Annotated in this window: 18 protein-coding genes; 5 read left to right on the top strand and 13 right to left on the bottom strand. The window is 67.0% G+C overall.

The genetic code is table 11. The features are described from left to right. Positions 1–115: 115 nt before the first annotated feature. Positions 116–1,243, bottom strand: a complete 1,128-nt coding sequence (locus tag ABS88_RS05590; RefSeq protein WP_076074376.1) for a phosphoserine transaminase — start codon at positions 1,241–1,243, stop codon at positions 116–118. A 224-nt stretch (positions 1,244–1,467) separates the two neighbouring features. Between ABS88_RS05590 and ABS88_RS05595 the strand changes: the two genes are divergently transcribed. Then, a complete protein-coding gene (locus ABS88_RS05595) occupies positions 1,468–2,139 on the top strand; it encodes an extensin family protein (protein ID WP_234002577.1) in 672 nt (223 codons plus the stop codon). Positions 2,140–2,176: 37 nt separating this feature from the next. Beyond that, the gene (locus tag ABS88_RS05600; RefSeq protein ID WP_076074379.1) at positions 2,177–3,049 is read left to right on the top strand and encodes an LOG family protein; all 873 of its coding nucleotides are present in this window, start codon (positions 2,177–2,179) and stop codon (positions 3,047–3,049) included. Between the two features lie 67 nt (positions 3,050–3,116). On the opposite strand, the gene ABS88_RS05605 is transcribed toward ABS88_RS05600, so the two are convergent. Then, positions 3,117–3,566: a c-type cytochrome gene (locus tag ABS88_RS05605; RefSeq protein ID WP_076074381.1), complete on the bottom strand. Its 450-nt coding sequence runs from the start codon at positions 3,564–3,566 to the stop codon at positions 3,117–3,119. Continuing rightward, the gene (locus ABS88_RS05610) at positions 3,566–4,216 is read right to left on the bottom strand and encodes a c-type cytochrome (RefSeq protein WP_067181810.1); all 651 of its coding nucleotides are present in this window, start codon (positions 4,214–4,216) and stop codon (positions 3,566–3,568) included. The genes ABS88_RS05605 and ABS88_RS05610 overlap by 1 nt, the downstream gene beginning before the upstream one ends. A 168-nt stretch (positions 4,217–4,384) precedes the next feature. Between ABS88_RS05610 and ABS88_RS05615 the strand changes: the two genes are divergently transcribed. Beyond that, complete coding sequence (locus ABS88_RS05615) at positions 4,385–5,275, top strand: prephenate dehydratase (RefSeq protein WP_067110357.1); 891 nt, start codon at positions 4,385–4,387, stop codon at positions 5,273–5,275. 24 nt (positions 5,276–5,299) lie between these two features. Here the strand turns inward: ABS88_RS05615 and ABS88_RS05620 are convergent, their stop codons facing one another. The 5 genes from ABS88_RS05620 to guaA form a co-directional block, all read right to left on the bottom strand. Further along, positions 5,300–5,977 (bottom strand): CDP-alcohol phosphatidyltransferase family protein, encoded by a 678-nt coding sequence (locus tag ABS88_RS05620; protein WP_076074384.1) that lies wholly within the window; start codon positions 5,975–5,977, stop codon positions 5,300–5,302. Between the two features lie 123 nt (positions 5,978–6,100). Continuing rightward, positions 6,101–6,592: a hypothetical protein gene (locus ABS88_RS05625; RefSeq protein WP_104959391.1), complete on the bottom strand. Its 492-nt coding sequence runs from the start codon at positions 6,590–6,592 to the stop codon at positions 6,101–6,103. Next, entirely contained in the window at positions 6,589–9,396 is a 2,808-nt protein-coding gene (polA, locus tag ABS88_RS05630) for a DNA polymerase I (protein ID WP_076074389.1), read from the bottom strand. The genes ABS88_RS05625 and polA overlap by 4 nt, the downstream gene beginning before the upstream one ends. Before the next feature lie 66 nt (positions 9,397–9,462). Further along, a complete protein-coding gene (locus ABS88_RS05635) occupies positions 9,463–9,951 on the bottom strand; it encodes a GFA family protein (protein ID WP_286749390.1) in 489 nt (162 codons plus the stop codon). Positions 9,952–9,993: 42 nt separating this feature from the next. Beyond that, a complete protein-coding gene (guaA, locus tag ABS88_RS05640; RefSeq protein WP_076074394.1) occupies positions 9,994–11,571 on the bottom strand; it encodes a glutamine-hydrolyzing GMP synthase in 1,578 nt (525 codons plus the stop codon). Positions 11,572–11,796: 225 nt separating this feature from the next. Between guaA and ABS88_RS05645 the strand changes: the two genes are divergently transcribed. Beyond that, complete coding sequence (locus ABS88_RS05645) at positions 11,797–14,229, top strand: TonB-dependent receptor plug domain-containing protein (RefSeq protein ID WP_104959426.1); 2,433 nt, start codon at positions 11,797–11,799, stop codon at positions 14,227–14,229. Positions 14,230–14,249: 20 nt separating this feature from the next. Here the strand turns inward: ABS88_RS05645 and ABS88_RS05650 are convergent, their stop codons facing one another. The 5 genes from ABS88_RS05650 to ABS88_RS05670 all read right to left on the bottom strand — a co-directional run bounded on the left by ABS88_RS05650 (position 14,250) and on the right by ABS88_RS05670 (position 19,840). Further along, the gene (locus ABS88_RS05650) at positions 14,250–15,299 is read right to left on the bottom strand and encodes a glycosyltransferase family 4 protein (RefSeq protein WP_076074397.1); all 1,050 of its coding nucleotides are present in this window, start codon (positions 15,297–15,299) and stop codon (positions 14,250–14,252) included. Continuing rightward, on the bottom strand, positions 15,296–16,177 hold the full coding sequence (locus tag ABS88_RS05655) for a UDP-2,3-diacylglucosamine diphosphatase (protein ID WP_076074400.1): 882 nt from the start codon (positions 16,175–16,177) through the stop codon (positions 15,296–15,298). The genes ABS88_RS05650 and ABS88_RS05655 overlap by 4 nt, the downstream gene beginning before the upstream one ends. Before the next feature lie 117 nt (positions 16,178–16,294). Next, positions 16,295–17,734, bottom strand: a complete 1,440-nt coding sequence (locus ABS88_RS05660) for an aldehyde dehydrogenase family protein (protein ID WP_104959427.1) — start codon at positions 17,732–17,734, stop codon at positions 16,295–16,297. Positions 17,735–17,802: 68 nt separating this feature from the next. Next, a complete protein-coding gene (locus ABS88_RS05665) occupies positions 17,803–18,096 on the bottom strand; it encodes a GIY-YIG nuclease family protein (protein WP_104959428.1) in 294 nt (97 codons plus the stop codon). Positions 18,097–18,193: 97 nt separating this feature from the next. After that, positions 18,194–19,840: an acetolactate synthase large subunit gene (locus ABS88_RS05670; protein WP_067111237.1), complete on the bottom strand. Its 1,647-nt coding sequence runs from the start codon at positions 19,838–19,840 to the stop codon at positions 18,194–18,196. Between the two features lie 456 nt (positions 19,841–20,296). On the opposite strand from ABS88_RS05670, the gene ABS88_RS05675 reads away from it, so the two are divergent. Then, complete coding sequence (locus ABS88_RS05675; protein WP_104959429.1) at positions 20,297–21,304, top strand: hypothetical protein; 1,008 nt, start codon at positions 20,297–20,299, stop codon at positions 21,302–21,304. The last annotated feature ends 38 nt before the right edge of the window (positions 21,305–21,342 follow it).

Raw genomic sequence — 21,342 nt, forward strand, 5'->3', positions numbered from 1 at the left:
TGACTTTCAAAAACGCCGTTCGTCCCGAGCCTGTCGAAGGACAGTTCCTCTTTTGGACGTCGGAAGAAAAGGGCGGCCCTTCGACAAGCTCAGGGCCAACGGAAAAGAGGGAGCGTCAGGTCGACAGTTCGGCGTAAGCCCAGTCGAGCCACGGCCCGAGCGCTTCGATGTCGGCGGTGTCGACGGTCGCGCCGCACCAGATGCGCAGGCCCGGCGGGGCATCGCGATAGCCCGCGATGTCATAGGCCGCGCCCTCGGCTTCGAGCAGGCCGGCGAATTTCTTGATGAAATCCGCGTCCGCGCCGGCGACCGACAGGCAGACCGAGGTTTTCGACCGGCTCGCCGGATCGGCTGCGAGGTGGCTCAGCCAGTCGCGGTCCGCGACGATCGCGTCGAGCGCCGCGGCGTTCGCATCGCTGCGCGCCTTCAGGCCGTCGAGCCCGCCGAGCGCCTTTGCCCATTCGAGCGCGAAGATCGCATCCTCGACCGCGAGCATCGACGGGGTGTTAATCGTCTCGCCCTTGAACACGCCCTCGGTCAGCTTGCCGCCCTTCGTCAGGCGGAACACCTTGGGCAGCGGCCATGCGGGGGTGTGGCTTTCGAGCCGCTCGACCGCGCGCGGGCCGAGGATCAGGACGCCGTGCGCGCCTTCGCCGCCCAGCACTTTCTGCCAGCTGAAGGTCGCGACGTCGATCTTGTCCCACGGCAGGTCATAGGCGAACACGGCGCTGGTCGCGTCGGCGAAGCACAGCCCCTGCCGGTCGTCGGCGATCCAGTCGCCGTCCGGCACGCGCACGCCGCTGGTGGTGCCGTTCCAGGTGAACAGCACGTCATTCGACCAGTCGACCTGGTTCAGGTCGGGAAGCTGGCCGTAATCGGCGCGGACGACCGTCGGGTCGAGCTTGAGCTGCTTCGCGGCATCGGTGATCCAACCTTCACCGAAGCTTTCCCAGGCCAGCGCCGTGACCGGTCGCGCGCCCAGCATCGTCCACATCGCCATTTCGAACGCGCCGGTGTCCGATCCGGGGACGATGCCGATGCGGTGCGTGTCGGGCAGGCGCAGCATCTCGCGCATCAGGTCGATGCAAAGGGCGAGACGCGCCTTGCCGATCTTCGCACGATGCGAACGGCCGAGCGATTCAGTAGCGATCTTCTGGGGGGACCAGCCCGGCGGCTTGGCGCAGGGACCGGAAGAGAAAAAGGGGCGCGCAGGCTTGGCCTGCGGTTTACGCACTTCAGTCATGTCAACTCTCCTTACAGAGAGCACGCGCGGCGTTGGGACCGCGTGGCCCGGCGCCGCGTTTAAGGAGGAGGGCGCAACTGTCAAATGATTTGTGCGGGCGGCGGCGATGCGGGGGCTTCCGCTCTCGCATCATTTGCGACGAACCGCGAAGATGGTTTACGGGCTGTTAACCCTTTCGTCGATAATTTGACGGCATGGCGATCCCGACGGTCTTGAAGCCCCGGATGCTCGTTGCGGCCACCGCGGCTTTTGCGCTGTCGGCCTGCTTCGGCGCTCCCGACGTGATGAAGCGGTCCGATGCGAAGCGTCCCGGCGCGACGACGGTCCAGCGCCCGCAGGTCACCGGCGCACCGTCCTTCACCAGCACCGACGCGCAGCAATGCGCCTTCGACCTCAAGCAGGCGGGGGTGCGCTTCACGCCGCTGCCGAACCAGGATCATGGCGGCGGGTGCAGTTCGATCGATTCGGTGAAACTGCTCGACATCGGCACTCCGGTGACGAACCTCGGGCCGATGACCTGTCCGCTCGCGCGCAACTTCGCGGCGTGGGCGCAATATGCGGTGCGCCCCGCGGCGCGGAAATATTTCGGGACCGAGGTCGTGAAGATCGAGACCTATGGCACCTACAGCTGCCGCAACATCTATGGCGGCCGGTCGGGGCGGCTGTCGCAGCACGCCTATTCGAACGCGATTGACGTCGCGGGCTTCGTGCTTGCCGACGGGCGGCGGATCATGCTCGACGGCGGGTGGAAGGGCGACAGGCCGTCGCAGGACTTTCTGCGCGCGCTGCACAAATCGGCATGCCGGCGCTTTGGGACGGTGCTCAGCCCCGACTATAACGCCGCCCATTACAATCATTTCCACCTCGACATGAGCGGCAACGGTTTCTGCCGCTGACTTGGCAAGCGCGGCGCGGGCGGCTAGCTGCGGCGGCATGGCAAAAGACAAGCAACCCCATCGCTCGCGTTTCCACAAGGCCAAGGACGACGCGCAATTCGCCCAGCAGGCGACCACCACGCCGCAGACCGCCAGCGCCGCCTATCGGCTGGCCTTTCAGGACACCGATTTCCTGCTGCGCGAGGATCTGCGCCCGGTCCGTTTCCAGCTCGAACTGCTCAAGCCCGAACTGCTGCTCGACGAGGCGGGGATCGAGTCGACCCTCGTCATCTATGGTTCGGCGCGTATTCCCGAACCCGGTCAGGCCGATGCGCTCGAAACCGCGGCCACCGACGACGTCCAGCGCAACATCGCGCGCCGGCTGAAGGCGAAGGCCAAATATTACGACGAGGCGCGCCAGCTTGCGCGGCTTGCGAGCCAGACGCCGTGCGACGACCGGGGATGCCGGCATTTCGTCGTCTGCTCGGGGGGTGGTCCCTCGATCATGGAGGCGGCGAACCGCGGCGCGGCGGACGAGGGGCGCGAGTCGATCGGGCTCAACATCGTGCTGCCGCACGAGCAGGCCCCCAACCGCTACGTCACCCCGTCGCTGAGCTTCCAGTTCCACTATTTCGCGCTGCGCAAGATGCACTTCCTGCTCCGCGCGCGCGCGGTCGCGGTGTTCCCCGGCGGCTTCGGCACCTTCGACGAGATGTTCGAACTGCTGACGCTGATCCAGACGGGCAAGATCAAGCCGATTCCCGTGCTGTTGTTCGGCAAGAGCTTCTGGAACCGGGTCGTCGATTTCGAGGCGCTGGTGGAGGAAGGCGTGATCAGCGCCCGCGACCTCGACCTCTTCGCCTTCGTCGAGACGGCGGACGAGGCGTGGCGCATCATCCGGGATTTCTACGCGAACGACGATCATCATTGACCGCCGTCGCTCCGGCGAAAGCCGGGGCTGCGAGCAGCCCGGACAGATGGAAATCGCCCGGCCGGCGCTATTCCGACTGCGCCGCCAGATAGAGGATCAGCGCCTTGCGTTCGGCGGCGTCGGGGATGCCGGCAAAGGCCATGCGGGTGCCGGGGAGATTCTTCATCGGCGCGGCCAGATAGGCGTCGAGCGCGGCTTCGTCCCAGACGCCGCCTCTGGCCTTCATCGCGCCCGAATAGGAGAAGCCGGGGTGCGAGGCGACCGCGCGGCCGACGATGCCGTGCAGGTTCGGACCGACCCCGTTGCGCCCGTCCTTGTCGATCGTGTGGCAGGCGACGCAGCGCTTGAACAGCGGCTCGCCCATCGCCGCGGTCGGTTCTACCGCAGCCGCAGGCTCAGCCGGTTCTGCCGGTGTCGCGGATTCCGACGCCGGATCGTCCGTGGAGGCGGGCTGGTCCGGCTGTCCGCAGCTGGCGAGCGCGAAGGCGACCGCCAGCAAGGCGGGCGCGCGGCGCATCACTTTTTCGCTTCGGCCGGTGCAGGTGCGGCCGCATCGGCGGGCGCGGCAGCCGCGTCACCTGCCGCGGGCGCGGCGCCCTCTGCCGGGGCTTCGCCTTCGGCGGCGGCGTCTTCAGCCGGCGCGGCTTCGGGCGCGGGCAGCGGCAGGTTGGACCCCATGCTGTTCATATAGACGATCAGGTTGGCGCGATCCTCGGGGTTCGACAGGCCGGCGAACGACATCTTCGTGCCCGGGGCATATTTGCGCGGGCTCGTCACCCACTTGTCCATGCCTTCGAAATCCCAGTTGCCCGGGACGCTCTTCAGCGCATCCGAATAGGCGAAGCCGGGAACGTGGCCGTGCGGCTTGCCCAGCGCGCCCCACAGGTTCGGGCCGATGCCGTTGGCGCCGCCCGAGTTGATCGTGTGGCAGGCGGCGCACTTCGCGAACACCGCCTCGCCCTTTGCCGGATCGGCGGCGGCGAGCAGGTTGGCGAGCGGCACGGCCGATTCGGCGGCACCCCCGCCACCTTCGGCGTCCTCGATCGGATAGCCGGGCTTTTCGGGGTTGTGGCTCGCAAACAGCATCCCGGTCCCGATCGACAGGCCGAGAGCGCAAATACCGGCGAACAATACCCAGCCGGCAATAGTGTTGTTGCGATTGTCCATGCTTGCAGCCCCGTTCGCTGGCGCCCTTGATCAACAGGCGCATGATATGATTGGCCGCTCCCTTACTGGTGCGCGCGCGGCGGCGCAAGGGGATGAAATCGGCGACGCCGCCATTGCGCCGCCGCGGACGGCCCGCTATGCGCCGCGGCGCAGCTGGGGAAGGCAGATATGGGCAGCTATTCGGCGTCGGCGCAGCGACTGGTGGACGAGATGAAGGCGGCGGCGCTGGCCGAGCCCGCGCGCGGCCTGGCGTTTCAGGGCGCCCCCGGCGCGAACAGCGACCTTGCTGCGCGCGAATATGACCCCGACGCGCTGCCCTTGCCCTGCTATGCCTTCGAGGACGCGATCGACGCGGTGCGCGAAGGGCGCGTCGACCGTGCGATCATCCCGATCGAGAACAGCCTGCACGGCCGCGTCGCCGACATCCATTTCCTGCTGCCCGAATCCGGCCTGTCGATCGTCGGCGAGCATTTCCTGCGCATCCGCTATGGGCTGATGAGCCGGGACCTCGGCCCGGTGACGCGCGCGATGAGCCACGAGCAGGCGCTGGGTCAGTGCCGCAAATGGCTGCGCGCGAACCGGATCGACCCGGTGGCGCACAGCGACACCGCCGGGGCCGCCGCCTGGGTCGCCGACAGCGACGAGGTCGGGCTCGCCGCGCTCGCACCGCCGCATGCCGCCGACCTGTACGGCCTGACGCTTCACGCGACGGGACTCGAGGACGCCGATCACAATATGACGCGCTTCGTCGTCCTCGCGCGCACGCCGCGCGATACGCAGCCGCAGGGCGTGCCGCTGATGACGACCTTCGTCTTCGAGGTGAAGAATATCCCCGCCGCGCTCTACAAGGCGCTCGGCGGCTTCGCGACCAACGGCGTCAACATGACCAAGCTCGAAAGCTATCAACTCGGCGGCAGTTTCGCGGCGACCAAATTCTATGCCGACATCGTCGGGGCGCCGGGCGAGGAAGCCGTCGACCGCGCGCTGGAGGAACTCGATTTCCAGACCAAGTCGGTGAGCCTGCTCGGCACCTATCCGATGGCGCGCGTGCGCGGATAGCGCGCCGCTGGAACCGACCGGCGCCTAGCCGCCGCGATGGCGGAGCATCCGTGCGGTCGTGAAGCTCTGGACGACGAACAGCGTCACCAGGATGCTCGCGACGAACAGGCCGAACAGGTCGAATGCCGAAAAATCGGTGCCCGCCACCATGTCGGGGCCGACGAGCGGCATCGCCGCGGTCATCGCCATCAGCATCAGCCGCAGCTCGGTAGGGCCGCCCGCGAGATAGGAGAGGCGGAATTCGCCGATGATCTTCGCCGCCAGAAAGGTGTGGATCGACAGCATGAAATAGCCGGTGACGGCGAGCAGCGCGACTTCGAAGCGCATGTGCGGGCCAAGCCCCAAGGCGCCGATCATCAGGAAGGTCGCCATCGCGTCGACGCTGTGATCGACGAAATAGCCGTAGGCGGGGCGCTCGATCCGCCGCCAGCGCGCCAGGCTGCCGTCGAGCGAGTCGCCGAACCAGTTGACGACATAGCCGGCGAGCGACAGGCCGAGCCATTCATTGTCGAGCCAGCTCAGCATGTAACCCGCGGCGACCATCAGCGCGCCGACGAAACCGAGCAGGGTGAGCTGATCGGGCGTCACCCAGGCGGGCAGGCGCGCGCACAGCCAGTTCAGAAGGCGGCGCTCGCTGCGCGCCAGGATATTGTGCTGGATACGCGTCGGGGCCTTCATCTCGGCGCTCGGGATACCGGACATGTCTGCCTTTCGTTTCTGGCTGTCACATCTGCGTCAGCCAGACGTCACCGAACCGCCATAGAGCGAAAGGCCGCGCGGCGAAAGGGCGCTGGAGCCGGCCGCCGCTTCAGTCGCGATGGGCCGTTAATCGCGCCAGGGACCGATCTCCCCGACCTCGCCGATGGTACGGAAACGCGCGGCGCCGTCGATCCACGCGACTTCCCACATCGGCGCGGGGCGTGCCCATTCGCCGATCACGAACAGCGGCAATCGGTTCGTCGTGACGAAGGCGAGGTCGTCGGGGGTTGGACCGGGAACGATGGTTTCGGGTCGCTGGTGCAGCCGCACGACCGCGAGCGTGCCCGCTGGCGGGGCGGGGAGCGACTGGCGCACCGAAAAGCCGAAGCTGCCCGCGACGGCGGGAAATCCCTTGTCGTCGCGCGCGAGCAGCAGAATCTTGTCGCCGGTGCCGAGCGGGCCGCCGACCGGCCGGCCCACCGCCTTGCGGCCGACGACGGCCGCGAACTCGCGCAGATCACTTTCGGCGACGGGTGCCGGCGCGGCGGTTTCGGCGGGGGGAGGGGCCGCGAGCGGATCGAGGGCGAAGGCGGCGAGCAGAAGGGCGATGCCGGTCAATGCGCGTCGCCCCAGCTCTTGCCGACTCCGATCTCGACGTCGATCGGGACCGACAGCTTCAGTATCGGCTCGGCAGCGCCCATCATCACGCGGCGGATCACCGCGCCCGCGGCTTCGGCCTTGGCCTCGGGGGCTTCGAAGACCAGTTCGTCGTGGACCTGCAACAGCATCGTCACGTCGGACAGTCCGGCATCGGCGAGCGCCCCGGGCATGCGCGCCATCGCGCGCTTGATCAGGTCGGCGCTGGTGCCCTGGATCGGTGCGTTGATTGCAGCGCGCTCGCTGCCCTGCCGCTCGTTCTGGTTCGCGGCCTTGATGCGCGGGAACCAGGTTTTCCGGCCGAACAGCGTCTCGGTATAGCCATGTTCGCGCGCGCCCTCCAGCGTGGCCTGGATATAGTCGCTGATGCCGGGAAAGCGCTCGAAATAGCGGCTGATCAAGGCTTGTGCCTCGTCGGGCGTGATTTCCAGCCGTCCCGCGAGGCCCCAGCGCGAAATGCCGTAGAGGATGGCGAAGTTGATCGTCTTGGCCTTGGCGCGCGTATCGCGGTTCACCTCGCCGAACAGCTCGATCGCGGTCGCGGCGTGAATGTCCTGCCCCTGCGCAAAGGCCTGTTTCAGTTCGGGCACATCGGCCATGTGCGCCGCGAGCCGCAGCTCGATCTGGCTATAGTCCGCCGCCATCAGGACATGGTCCGGCGCAGCGATGAAGGCGTCGCGGATCTGCCGACCGACCTCGGTACGGATCGGGATGTTCTGAAGGTTCGGGTCGGTCGACGACAGCCGCCCGGTCTGCGCGCCGACGAGGCTGTAGCTGGTGTGGACGCGGCCGGTCTTCGCGTTGATCTGTTGCTGCAGCGCGTCGGTATAGGTGGATTTCAGCTTGGCGAGCTGCCGCCACTCGAGGACCTTCCGCGCGATCGGCACGCCGTCGCGCTCGAGCCGTTCCAGTTCGTTCTGGTCGGTCGACCAGTCGCCCGACTTGCCCTTGCGCCCGCCCTTCAGGCCCAGCTTGTCGAACAATATCTCGCCGAGCTGCTTGGGGCTGCCGATCACGAACGGCTGGCCCGCGAGCGCATGAATCTCGCCTTCCGTGCGCAGCATGGCGTTCGCGAACTCGCCCGACAGCCGCGCCAGATAGTCGCGGTCGACCATGATCCCCGCGCGCTCCATCGCCTCGACGGTCGCGACGAGCGGGCGATCGACCATCTCGTAAACGCGCGTCCCGCCTTCGAGCGGCAGGCGCAGCTTGAGCAGCTTCCACAGCCGCCACGCGACCTCGGCATCCTCGGCCGCATATTCGGTCGCCCGCGCCAGCTGCACCTCGGCGAAGCTGATCTGCGACTTGCCGGTTCCGCACATCTCCTTGAAGGTCAGGCAGGTGTGATCGAGGTGCAGCTTGGCCAGTTCGTCGAGCCCGTGGCCGTGCTTGCCCGCGTCGAGCGCGAAGCTCATCACCAGCGTGTCGTCATAGGGCGCGATGCGCACGCCGTGCTGCGCGAGCACGCCGATGTCATATTTGAGGTTGTGGCCGACCTTGAGCACCGCCTCGTCGGTGAACAGCGAATGGAGGCGGCCGAGTGCATCGGCGACCGGCACCTGTTCGGGTTTTTCGGCGAACATGTCGGTGCCGCCGTGGCCGAGCGGGATGTAGCAGGCCTTGCCCGGACCGGTCGACAGGCTGACCCCGACGAGCGTCCCGGTGACGCTGTCGAGGCTCGCGGTCTCGGTATCTACCGCGACGACATGCGCGGCGCGCGCCGCCTCGATCCAGCGGTCGAGCGCCTCGATCGTCGTCACCGTCTCGTAGAGCGAGCGGTCGATCGGTGGCATCGGCGGCAGCGTCGGGGTCGAAGGCGCGGCGGTGGCAGCGCCCGCATCCACCGCGCGCGGCAGCGTCGGCGGACCGCCCGGCGTCGTCCCGGTGTCGAGCTTCGCCGACAGCGAACGGAAGCCATGCTCGTCGAGGAAGAGCTTCAACGGCTCGGGCGGGATGGCATCCAGCCGGAAATCCTCCATCGGCTCGGGCAGCGGGCAGTCGCGCTTGAGGTCGACCAGAATGCGCGACAGCCGCGCCATCTCCGCATGTTCGATCAGATTGTCGCGCAGCTTCGACGGCTTCATCGTCGCGGCGCCCGCCAGCGCCGCCTCCAGGTCGCCATATTCGACGATCAGCTTGGTCGCGGTCTTGGGCCCGACCCCACGCACGCCGGGGACGTTGTCGACGCTGTCGCCCATCAGCGCCAGCACGTCGCCGACCAGCTCGGGACCGACGCCGAATTTTTCCTGCACCGCGTCGAGACCGAGCCGGACGTTCTTCATCGTGTCGAGCATGTCGACCTCCGGCGCGCCATTGCCCTCGCGGACGAGCTGCATCAGGTCCTTGTCGCTGCTGACGATGGTGACGTCCCACCCCTCGCGAACCGCGGCCTCGGTATAGCTGGCGATCAGGTCGTCGGCCTCGAAACCCTCCATCTCGATGCACGGCAGCGAGAAGGCGCGCGTCGCGTCGCGGATCAGCGGGAATTGCGGAACCAGGTCGGCGGGCGGCTCGGGCCGGTTCGCCTTGTACTGGTCATAGATTTCGTTGCGGAACGACTGGCTCGAATGGTCGAGGATGACGGCGAGGTGCGTCGGGCCGTCGGCGGCGTGCAGATCCTTCGCGAGCTTCCACAACATGGTGGTGTAGCCATAGACCGCGCCGACCGGCACGCCCCGGGGGTTCGTCAGCGGCGGCAGGCGGTGATAGGCGCGAAAGATGTAGCTGGAGCCATCGACCAGATAGAGGTGATTCTTCTCGGACATGGCGGCGGTGTAGCAGGGCGGACCCGGCCTAGCGATAGGCGATCCGGCTCCGCGGCGCCGGCCTTGTCAGGGCCAGCTTTCGGTGTCGTGATCGGGATGCTGGTGGTTGCTCGCGGCGATGGCTTCGGCGATACCCGACATCGTCTGCTCGGTGGTGCCTTCCTCGCGCAGCGTGACGAGCGTCTCGAACCAGGGCATCCGCGCCTCGATGCCGAACTGCATTTTTGGCGGAAAGCGCGCGGGCTCGTCGAGCGATCCGGTCGTGACGCTCAGATGCCGGCTTTCGGGATAGTCATAATAGAGCGGCGTCCCGCAGTCGCGGCAATAGCCGCGCTCGATCTGGTCGGAACTGTTGAAGATCGCGGGCGTGCCGCGCGTCCAGCGCAGCGCATCCTTCGGCACGCCAACCAGCGCCGCGAAGAAATGCCCCGTCGCCTTCTGGCACATGCGGCAATGGCAGATGTGCGACGTGTCGAGCATCGCCGACGCATGATAGCGCACCGCGCCGCACTGGCAGCCACCCGATGCTTCGGTTTCGATGCGGGTCGGGGTCATCCTCTTCGTCTCCTCATGCGGACGGGATGGTCCCCTTTCCGATCACTCCCACTCGATCGTTCCCGGCGGCTTCGAGGTATAGTCGTACACCACCCGGTTGATCCCCTCCACCTCGTTGATGATCCGCGTCGCGCAGCGCGACAGGAAACTCGCGTCGAAGGGATAGATATCGGCGGTCATGCCGTCGGTCGAGGTCACGGCGCGCAGAGCGCAGACATGGTCGTAGGTGCGCCCGTCGCCCATCACGCCGACCGTCTTGACCGGCAGCAGCACAGCGAACGCCTGCCAGATCGCATCGTAGAGGCCCGCGCCGCGAATCTCTTCCAGATAGACGGCGTCGGCCTTGCGCAGGATGTCGCAGCGCTCCTTCGATACTTCGCCGGGGATGCGGATCGCCAGACCGGGGCCGGGGAAGGGGTGGCGGCCGACGAAGATGTCGGGCAGGCCGAGCTCCTTGCCGAGCAGGCGGACCTCGTCCTTGAACAGCTCGCGCAGCGGCTCGACCAGTTTCATGTTCATGCGTTCGGGCAGGCCGCCGACATTGTGGTGGCTCTTGATCGTCACGCTCGGCCCGCCGGTGAAGGACACCGATTCGATCACGTCGGGATAGAGCGTGCCCTGCGCCAGGAAGTCGGCGCCGCCGAGCTTCTTCGCTTCTTCCTCGAAAACGTTGATGAACTCGCCGCCGATGAACTTGCGTTTCTTCTCGGGATCGGTGACGCCGGCGAGGCCGGCCATGAAGCGGGCCTCGGCGTCCACCACCACCAGCGGGATGTTGTAATGATCGCGGAACAGCGTTTCGACTTGTTCGCGCTCGTTGAGGCGGAGGAGGCCGTGGTCGACGAAGACGCAGGTGAGCTGCTCGCCGATCGCTTCGTGGATCAGCACCGCGGCGACGGCGCTGTCGACGCCGCCCGACAGGCCGCACAGCACGCGCTGGTCGCCGACCTGCGCGCGGATCTCGGCTATCTTGGTCGCGCGGAACTCGGCCATGGTCCAGTCGCCCGAGCAGCCGCAGACGTGGCGCACGAAATTGGCGATCAGCTTCGCGCCGTCGGGGGTGTGAACGACCTCGGGGTGGAACTGCGTGCCGTAATAGCGGCGCGCGTCGTCGGCGATCAGCGCGAAAGGCGCACCGTCGCTGACCGCGACGATGCGGAAACCCGGCGCGAACTCGGTCACGCGGTCGCCGTGGCTCATCCATACCTGATGGCGCTCGCCGACCTCCCATAGCCCGTCGAACAGTACGCAGGGCTCGGTGACGGTCAGGAAGGCGCGGCCGAACTCGCCGTCGCGCGTCCCATCGCTGCCCCCCGGTTCGACCTGTCCGCCGAGCTGCTGGCTCATCACCTGCTGGCCGTAGCAGATGCCGAGGATCGGCAGGCCGCTGTCGAACACCGCCTGCGGCGCGCGCGGGCTGCCCGCCGCGGGCACCGAAGCGGGCGAGCCCGACAGGATCACGCCCTTCGGCTGCATGCGCTGGAGCGCGGCCTCGGCGCTGCCGAACGGCACGATCTCGCTATAGACGCCGGCCTCGCGGACGCGCCGCGCGATCAACTGCGTCACCTGGCTGCCGAAGTCGACGATCAGGATGGATTCGGAGGGAGCTGGAGTCTGCATGGCTGGCCGATAGAGAGGCGCGCCCTCGCTGTCCAGCCGTCGCCGTGCCATCGTGCCCGGGCCGGCCCACAAGCAAACCGCCCCCTTCGCATGCCCTGCCATATTGTTGCGACAAATTGTGACCAGATGAACGCGCGGTGCCAATCCTCGTCAGGGCGCGTTCAGTCGCCGCTGCTAGGGAAAAACCAAGACAAGATATACGGATAACGGAAAGCGCCTCTCCCGATGAAAAGCCCTTCTCTCTCTCTCCGCTCGGCCCTGCTTGCGGCGACTGCGCTTGCCGCGACGCCCGCGCTGGCGGTCGATGACCAGCCCGTCGATACCGTTTCGGTGCAGTCGGATTCCGATTTCGGCGACGACTATGAGGACGAGATCGTCGTCACCGCGCCGCGGCTGGCGGGGCAGCTCGACACCGATTTCGCGGCCGAGGTCGAACTCGATGAGGCCGATATCGCCAGCTATGGCGCGTCGTCGATCGCGGAACTGCTCGACGCGCTCGAACCGCAGACGCGGTCGGGCCGCGGGCGCGGCGGCGGGCGTCCGGTGATCCTGGTCAACGGGCGGCGCATCTCCGGCTTCGGCGCGGTCCGCAACATCCCGCCGGAGGCCATCGCCAAGGTCGAGGTGTTTCCCGAACAGGTCGCGCTGCAATATGGCTATGCCGCGACCGAGCGCGTCGTCAATTTCGTGCTCAAGTCCGATTTCCGCCAGATTTCGGCGGAAGCGGAGGCGGGTATCCCGACGCAGGGCGGGCAGTTCAAGAGCGAGCTCGAACCCGCCTTCATGGCGATCGGCAACAATGGCCGGCTCAACCTCAACGCGAGTTGGGAGCATCAGACGATGCTGCGCGAAAGCGACCGCGACCTGATCCCGGTCACCGGCAGCGCCGCTGACGCCGAGGCGCGCAGTCTGTCGCCCGCCAGCGACACCTATGTCATTGACGGCACGCTGGTGCGCGGCATCGACAAGGTGACCGAGGCGTCGGTCAGCCTGCGCTTCGACCAGACCGACAGCCTCAGTTTGCTCGGCCCCGGTGCCGGCGGTGCGGGCGATCCGCTGCGCCGCGACAGCCGCACCCAGAACTGGACGAGCTCGGCGAGCGTCAACGGCATGCTCGGCGACTGGCGCTGGTCGGCGACCGGCAATTATTCCGATGCCGACCAGCGCATCTTCACCGATCGCCTCGGCGGCACGAGCGACCGCTTCGACAGCAGCCAGCAGAGCTTCGGCGGCAACGCCAATATCTCGGGCAGCGTCATCGACGGCTGGGCCGGGCCGATCCGCGCGTCGATCACCGGCAGCTATACCGGATTGCGCTTCGACAGCCGTTCCGAACGGGGCGGCACGATCACCGTCACCGATCTGGCGCGCGATACCCCCAGCGTCTTCGGGTCGCTGACCGTGCCGCTGCTCGATCCCGATTACGAGGTCGGCAAGCTCGGCCGCCTGTCGCTGACTCTCAACGCCGAGGTCGAGCGGCCGAGCGACTTTTCCGCGCTCAAGAGCTGGGGCGCGACGCTCAACTGGGGCCTGACCGGCAACCTGTCGCTGCTCGCGAGCTTCGCGAGCGACGAGGCGGCGCCCAGCATGACGCAGCTCGGCGCGGCGCCGCTGGTGACGCCCGCGGTCACCTATTACGACTTCGCGACCGGCCAGACGGTGCAGATCACGACGACCACCGGCGGCAATCCGTTCCTGCTCGCCGAGCAGCGCCGCGACCTGAAGCTCGGGCTCAACTGGAATGTGCCGATGGTCGACGGGCTGCGCTTCTCGATCGACTATAACCGCAACCGCAGTCTCGACACCGCGAACAGCTTCCCGCTGCTGACGCCGGAGATCGAGGCGGCGTTCCCCGGCCGCGTGGTCCGCGACGGCAGCGGCACGCTGATCGCGCTCGACCAGCGGCCGGTCAATTTCGATCGCGCGACCAATTCGCAGATCCGCTGGGGGATCAACTATGGCGCGAGCTTCGGGCAGAAGGAAGCGACCGCGAGCGAAGGCGCCGGCGGCCGGGCCGGCGGACGCCGCGGTGCGGAGGGGGCCGATGCGCCGCCGCCGCCTGACGGCAGCGCGGCGCCGCGGGGCGAAGGCGGCCCGCCGCCGTCCGCGGGCGGGCGCGGCTTCGGCCGGCCCGGCGGCGGCGCGCGCGGACCGGGCGGCATGTTCGGGGGGCGGCCGCAGGGCGGCCGCTGGAACATCTCGCTCTATCACACCGTCAAGCTCACCGACAAAGTGCTGATCGGGCCCGGCGTGCCTGAACTCGACCTGCTCGGCGGTTCGGCGACCGGCAACGGCGGCGGCAGCAACCGGCACCTGCTCGAACTCGACGGCGGCGTCTTCTACAAGGGCTTCGGCGCGCGGGTCAGCGCCAAATACGACAGCGGCAGCACCATCGTCGGCGGTGCGAACGGTAACCTCGATTTCCACGATCTGGCGACCTTCAACCTGCGCGTCTTCGCCGATTTCAACCAGATGCCGAAGCTGACCGGGAGTCTGCCTTTCCTCAAGAACTCGCGCGTGCGGCTGTCGGTCGACAATCTGTTCGATGCGCAGCGGCGGATCACCGATGCGAGCGGAGTGGTACCGCTGAACTATCAGCCGGGCTACATCGATCCGCTCGGCCGCTATATCGAGCTGCAATGGCGCAAGGCATTCTAGGGGCCTGTCCCTAGGTGTTCCTAGGCCGCGAGGCCGGGCGCGGCGAGCGCGCTGGGCTCCGGGTCTCGCGGAATGAAGGTCAAGGCGTTCAGGAACTGCGCCGTGCAGCTTGTCCAGCCATAGCGTGCGCCGAGGGCTGCGGCGTCCTCGCGGCGGCAGGTCAGCGCGCGCGAGATGGCGGCATCCAGGTCTTCGTCGAGGGCACCCGCACCGTCGCGGACGATGTCGCCCGGTCCCGGCACCGGATAGGCCGCGACGGGCGTTCCGCACGCCAGCGCTTCGATGACGACGAGGCCGAACGTGTCCGTCCGGCTGGGGAAGACGAAGACATCCGCGCCGGCATAGGCCGACGCCAGTGCTTCGCCGCCGAGCTTGCCGAGAAATACCGCTTCGGGGTGGCGCATCCGCAGGTCGGTGAGCGCCGGGCCGTCGCCGACGACGACCCTGGTCCCCGGCTGCGTGGTGGCGAGGAACGCCGCGATGTTCTTTTCGACCGCGACGCGGCCGACGTAAAGCTGGATCGGGCGCGCAAGGCCGGCGAAGAGGGGGTGGGGCGCACGATCGGGGCGGAATAGGCGCGGGTCGACGCCACGTTCCCACAGCATCGTCCGGTCGAGGCCGTGCGCGGCCAGTTCGCGTTGCAACGAGCGCGTCGCGACCATGATGTGCCGGGCGGGGCGGTGGAACCAGCGGATGAAGCGCCAGACGCGGCCGGGCGATATGGGCAGGCGCGCCGCGACATATTCCGGAAAGCGCGTGTGATAGGCGGTGGTGAAGGGAAAATCATGGTCGAGGCACCAGCGCCGGGCCGCGAGGCCGAGCGGACCTTCGGTCGAGATATGGATCGCCTGCGGGGCGAAGGCGCGGATGCGCCGCCCGACCGCGCGCTTGCCCGCAAGGGCGAGGCGGATTTCGCCATAGGTGGGGCAGGGAATCGAGCGGAACAGGTCGGGCGAGATCACCTCGACCGCGTGCCCCTGTGCGCGCAGTTCGGCGATCGTCGCCTGAAGCGTGCGGACGACGCCGTTGACCTGCGGTTCCCAAGCGTCGGTGACGATGGCGATCCTCATGCGGCGCGTGCCGATGCGGGCTGTTCGAGCGGCGTCGGGGCTGAGCGCGCCGCAACTTCCTCGGCCCAGCGCACGATCTCCATGCGACCGTCGGCATGTTCGACCAGCGCGGTGCAGCCTTCGACCCAGTCGCCGTCGTTATAGTAATCGACACCGTCGATCGCCCGCATCTCCGCGCTGTGGATATGGCCGCAGACGACGCCGTCGACGCCGCGCGAGCGGGCGGCGTGGGCGACGACTTCCTCGTAGCGGCCGATGAACTGGACGGCGTTCTTGACCTTGTGCTTGGCGACGAGCGACAGCGACCAATAGGGCAGGCCCATCCGACTGCGGATGGCGTTGACCACCACATTCGCCTTCATCAGCGCGGTGTAGGCGGCATCGCCGACGAAGGCGAGCCAGCGGTGCGCGAGCATCACCGCGTCGAACTCGTCGCCGTGGACGACCAGCAGGCGGCGCCCGTCGGCGGTCTCGTGCACCGCCTCGCGCCGGATTTCGACCCCGCCGAAATCGAAGCCATCGAAAGGTTTGACCATCTCGTCATGGTTGCCCGGGACATAGACGACGCGCGTGCCGCGCTTGGCGCGCTTGAGCACGCGCCAGACGACGTCGTTATGTTCGGGCGGCCAGAAATGGCGTTTCTTGAGCCGCCAGCCGTCGATGATGTCGCCGACGAGGTAGAGCGTCTCGCAATCGACATGGTCGAAGAAGTCGATCAGCAGCGCCGCATTGCACCCGCGGGTGCCGAGATGGATGTCGCTGATCCACACGGTGCGGTAGCTGCGCCGTTCGCCGACGACGCATTCGGGCACGTGCGGTTCGGCGGCGAAGGGATCGGCGAAACGCGCCGGGATGGGCAGGGTCGAGATAGAAGCCATGTCGCACTCCGTAAGCAGCCTTGGCTGCCCACGGCCTAGACACGGCTTTTGTTACACCCTGCGAATCGAAGCGAAGACGGTTCGGTGACGGTCTGGCGACGGTCCGGTGACAAGCGCTCACGCGCGCCGGATCACCATGTTCCGGATTTCGGTCATATCTTCCATCGCGAATCTGATGCCTTCGCGGCCCAGCCCCGAATCCTTCACCCCGCCATAGGGCATGTTGTCGACGCGATAGCTCGACACGTCGTTGACGACGATGCCGCCGACATCGAGGTCGTCCCACGCCGCCAGCACCTTGTGCAGGTCGCGCGTGAAGAGCCCCGCCTGAAGGCCGAACTTGCTGTCGTTGACCTCTACCAGCGCGTCGTCCCAGTCGGTGAATTTCGACAGGATGGCGAGCGGGCCGAACGCCTCCTCGCGATAGGCATCGGCCTTGCGATCAACATTCTCCAGCAGGGTCGCCTCCAGCATCGCGCCGTCGCGCCGGCCGCCGGTCAGCAGCGTCGCGCCGCCCGCGACCGCATCCTCGATCCAGCCGCCGAGCCGCGCCGCTTCCTTTTCGGAGATCATCGGGCCGATGAACGTGTCGCGGTCCTTGGGGTCGCCGGAGACGAGCGTCTTCGTCTTTTCGACCAGCATATCGCGGAAGCGGTCGTAGACGTCGGCGTGGATCAATATCCGCTGCACCCCGATGCACGACTGGCCCGACTGGTAGAAGGCGCCGAAGATGATCCGCGCGAGCGCATGGTCGAGGTCGGCGTCCTTGTCGACGATCACCGCGGCGTTGCCGCCGAGTTCGAGGATGACCTTCTTTTTCCCCGCCTTCGCCTTCAGGTCCCAGCCGACGCCGGGCGAACCGGTGAAGGACAGCAGCTTCAGCCGGTCGTCGCTGGTGAACAGGTCGGCGCCGTCGCGGCTCGCGGGCAGGATGCTGAACGCGCCTTCGGGAAGGATGTCGCATTCGGCGAGCACCTCGCCGATGATGATCGCGCCGAGCGGGGTCATCGACGCGGGCTTCATCACGAAGGGACAGCCGACCGCGATCGCCGGCGCGATCTTGTGCGCGGCGAGGTTGAGCGGGAAGTTGAACGGCGAGATGAAGCTGCACGGGCCGATCGGCACGCGCCTCCACATCCCCATATAGCCCTTCGAGCGCGGCGAGATGTCGAGCGGCTGGATCTCGCCGTAATTGCGCACCGCTTCCTCGGCGGCGATGCGGAAGGTGTCGATCAGGCGGCCGACCTCGCCCTCGGCATCGGCGATCGGCTTGCCCGCCTCGACGCACAGCGCATAGGCGAGTTCGTCGAAGCGCTCGCGGAAACGCGCCACGCAGTGATTGAGGACGTCCTGCTTCTCGAAACTCGCGAGCTTCGCCATCGGCGCCGCGGCGCGCACCGCACCGGCAATCGCCTCGTCGATCACGTCGGGGGTCGCGAGCGCGGTGCGGAAGGCGACCTCGCCGGTGAACTTGTCGGTGACGGCAAGGTCGGTGTTCGGCTGCACCGCCTTGTTGTTGAGGTAGAGGGGGTAGACGTCCTTGAGTTTCACAATCATTCTCCAACACTCTCAACCTTCCCCAACGCCGTCATCCCCGCGAAAGCGGGGATCCAGGGGCCGGGCCATCAGCCGTTGAGCCTTTCATATAGGTCGAGCCATTGCGGATTGTCGCGCTCGATCAATTCCAGTTTCCACGCCCGACGCCATTTCTTGATCGCTTTTTCGCGGGCGATGGCTTCGTTTACATCGGCGAAGGCTTCCGCGTATACCAAACGCTCTACACCATATTTCGCCGTAAATTTCGAGCCTTCGCCGTTCCGATGCTGCCAGCATCGTTGGGCCAAATCCCCGGTCACGCCGATGTAAAGCGTGCCGTTCCGTCTGCTGGCAAGGATATAGACGTGATAGGTCTGTTCCATCAGACTCCTGGATCCCCGCTTTCGCGGGGATGACAAGAACGGCGCCCTATCTGTCTTCCCCGCGAAAGCGGGGATCCAGGGGCGGCCAAAGGCGATCCTACAACTCCTTCGACAGCCGCTTGATGTCGATGTTCAAAATCTGGTCGTTCTCCGAATAGTCGACGGGGCAGTCGATCAGGTGGACGCCCGGCGTGTCGCGCGTGTGGGCCAGAAGCTGCTTCAGATGCGCCGCGCTTTCGACGCGATAGCCGTTCGCGCCATAGCTTTCGGCATATTGGACGAAATCGGGGTTGTTGTAGGTGAGGCCGAAGTCGGCGAACCCCATGTTCGCCTGTTTCCAGCGGATCATGCCATAGGCGCTGTCGTTGAGGATCAGCACGGTCAGGTTGAGGCCCAGCCGTACCGCGGTCTCCATCTCCTGGCTGTTCATCATGAAGCCGCCGTCGCCGCAGATCGCCATCACCTTGCGTTCGGGATAGAGCATCGCCGACATCATCGCGCTCGGCAGCCCCGCGCCCATCGATGCGAGTGCGTTGTCGAGCAGCACCGTGTTGGGGCGATAGGCGGTATAGCCGCGCGCGAACCATATCTTGTAGACGCCGTTGTCGAGGCAGATGATGCCGTCGTCGGGCATCGCGTCGCGTACCTGCTGCACCAGATGCGGTGGAAAGATCGGGAAGCGCGCATCCGCGGCGAGCGACCGCGTATGCTCCAGATCGGCCTTCCGATAGGCGAGCATGTGGTCGAAGTTCCAGCCGCCGTTGGGGACGATGTCCTCCTTGATCTGCCAGATGGCGTTGGCGATATCGCCGATCACCTCGATATCGGGGAAATAGACCGGATCGACCTCTGCGGTCCTGGTCGAGACATGGATGACGCGCGGTCCGCCCTGCTGCATGAAGAAGGGCGGTTTTTCGATGACGTCGTGGCCGATGTTGACGATGCAGTCCGACGCCTCGACCGCGCGGTGGACGAAGTCGCCCGCCGACAGCGCCGCGCAGCCGAGGAAGCGCGGGTGCCGTTCGTCGATCACCCCCTTGCCGAGCTGCGTCGTCAGGAAGGGGATTCCGGTCTTTTCGACGAATTGCAGCAGCATGCGGCCGGTCATCGTGCGGTTGGCGCCCGCGCCGATTACCAGCACCGGCGCCCGCGCCGCCTCGAGCGCCTTCACCGCCTCGCGCACCGATTTGACGTCGGCGATGGGGCGGCGGACATGGCTGCGCTTCAGCGGCACCGACGCGGTGTCCTCTTCGGCGATATCCTCCGGAAACTCGATATGGGCGGCGCCGGGTTTTTCCTCCTCGGCCAGCCGGAAGGCCTCGCGCACCCGGCTCGGGATATTGTCGGCGCTGGCGAGCTGATGGGTGAATTTGGTGATCGGCTTCATCATCCCGACGACGTCGAGGATCTGGAAGCGGCCCTGCTTCGATTTCTTGATCGGCTTTTGCCCCGTCACCATCAGCATCGGCATGCCGCCCAGTTGCGCATAGGCGGCGGCGGTGACGAAATTGGTCGCGCCGGGGCCGAGCGTCGCCATGCAGACGCCGGTCCGGCCGGTGTGGCGGCCATAGGTCGCCGCCATGAATCCCGCGCCCTGTTCGTGACGGGTCAGGATCAGCCTGATCTGCTTCGATCGCGACAGGCTGTCGAGCATGTCGAGATTCTCCTCGCCCGGAACGCCGAAGATATATTCGACGCCCTCTTCCTCGAGGCATGCGATGAACAGGTCGGATGCTTTGGTCATGGTCGGTCGCCCCCTTTTCGGACCGCTTCCCGATCGTGCGGCCCCAAGCCTGCGCCGGCGACCTCGGCGCGGATCATGGCCCAGCGGCCCCGTCCTGCGATCGCGAGTCCCTGCTGTGCCGGAGGGGATGTGTAACGAGAGGGGGAAGGGTTGTCACGCGGGGCGCGAGGCAAAGCATCTAGGACAGCGGTTCTGTGTTCCCATCAAGGTTAGGCAATCATCCCCTTCGGCAGGTCACCGCTCCCCGGCGAAAGCCGGGGTCCAGATGGCGTGGCGCTGCCCCGCGTGGCTCCCGGCTTTCGCCGGGGAACGGTGACCTTACGTGTCTGATGGATGTACGCCTTGAGGTTATACCGGTCTCATAGATTTTTCGTTTTCCCGCCTTGCCCTGTCCACGACTATCCGGTGGATGGCGCGATGGCGAAATCGCGTTTGCAAGGCAGTGAGGGGGAGCAGATGATCGATCGGGTTCGCAGGGCATGGGGCGTGCCGATCCGGATGGTTGTCGCGGGCGGCGCCGGCTTCGCGCTGGCTTGGGCCGCCGTCCCATCCGCTTCGGCTTCGGAGGCTGCCGCGTTCGAGGTCGGCAAGTCCTACGGCCATTATATCGAATATCTGCCGGGCAATGCACCGGTGATCCTCGTCGCTCCGCACGGCGGCACGCTGCTGCCGGAGGATATTCCCGACCGGACGAAGGAACGCTGCGGCGGCGCGCGTACCGTGGTCGGGCCCGACCGGAACACCGCCGAACTGGTGCAGGCGATGCGCCAGTCCTTTCACGACCGGTTCGGCACCTATCCGCACGTGATCATCAATCGGCTGGCGCGGCAGAAGCTCGATGCCAACCGGTCGGCGGCGGAAGCCGCCTGCGGCAATGCCGACGCCGAGCAGGCGTACAAGGAATGGCACGCCTTCATCGATATCGCGAAGAAGGAGGTCCTGCGGACGAGCGAGCGCGGATGGTTCATGGACATCCACGGGCACGGGCACAAGGTGCAGCGGCTCGAACTCGGCTATCTGCTCACCGGGGGGCTGCTCGACCGCTCGGACGAGGCGATCGACGGCGACGCCGGCGCTCTCGAAAGGACGAGCATCCGCAGCCTTGCCAAAGGTGGGGAGACGCCGCTTTCGGCGCTGCTTCGCGGACCGACGAGCCTCGGCACGCTATTTGCGGACGCGGGCTTTCCCGCGGTCCCGAGCGTGAGCGATCCCGGCCCCGGGGGCCAGCCCTATTTCAACGGCGGCCCCAATACCCGCCGCCACGCCTGCGGTTCGGGGAGCGATTCGCCCGAAGGCCGCATCTGCGGGCTGCAGATCGAGGCGCCTTTCAGGGGCGTTCGCGATACGGCGGAAAGCCGGAAGCGATTCGGCGACGCGACCGCGAAAGTCCTCGAGCAATTCTTCGCCGCGCACTGGGATGTCGGGCTGGCCGGGAAGGCCAAGGCGGTGGGCGCGCACGACTGATATGCGGCGACCGAACCCCTCATCGAGGGGAAGGGTGA

It is taken from the genome of Sphingopyxis sp. SCN 67-31 (assembly GCF_001725095.1).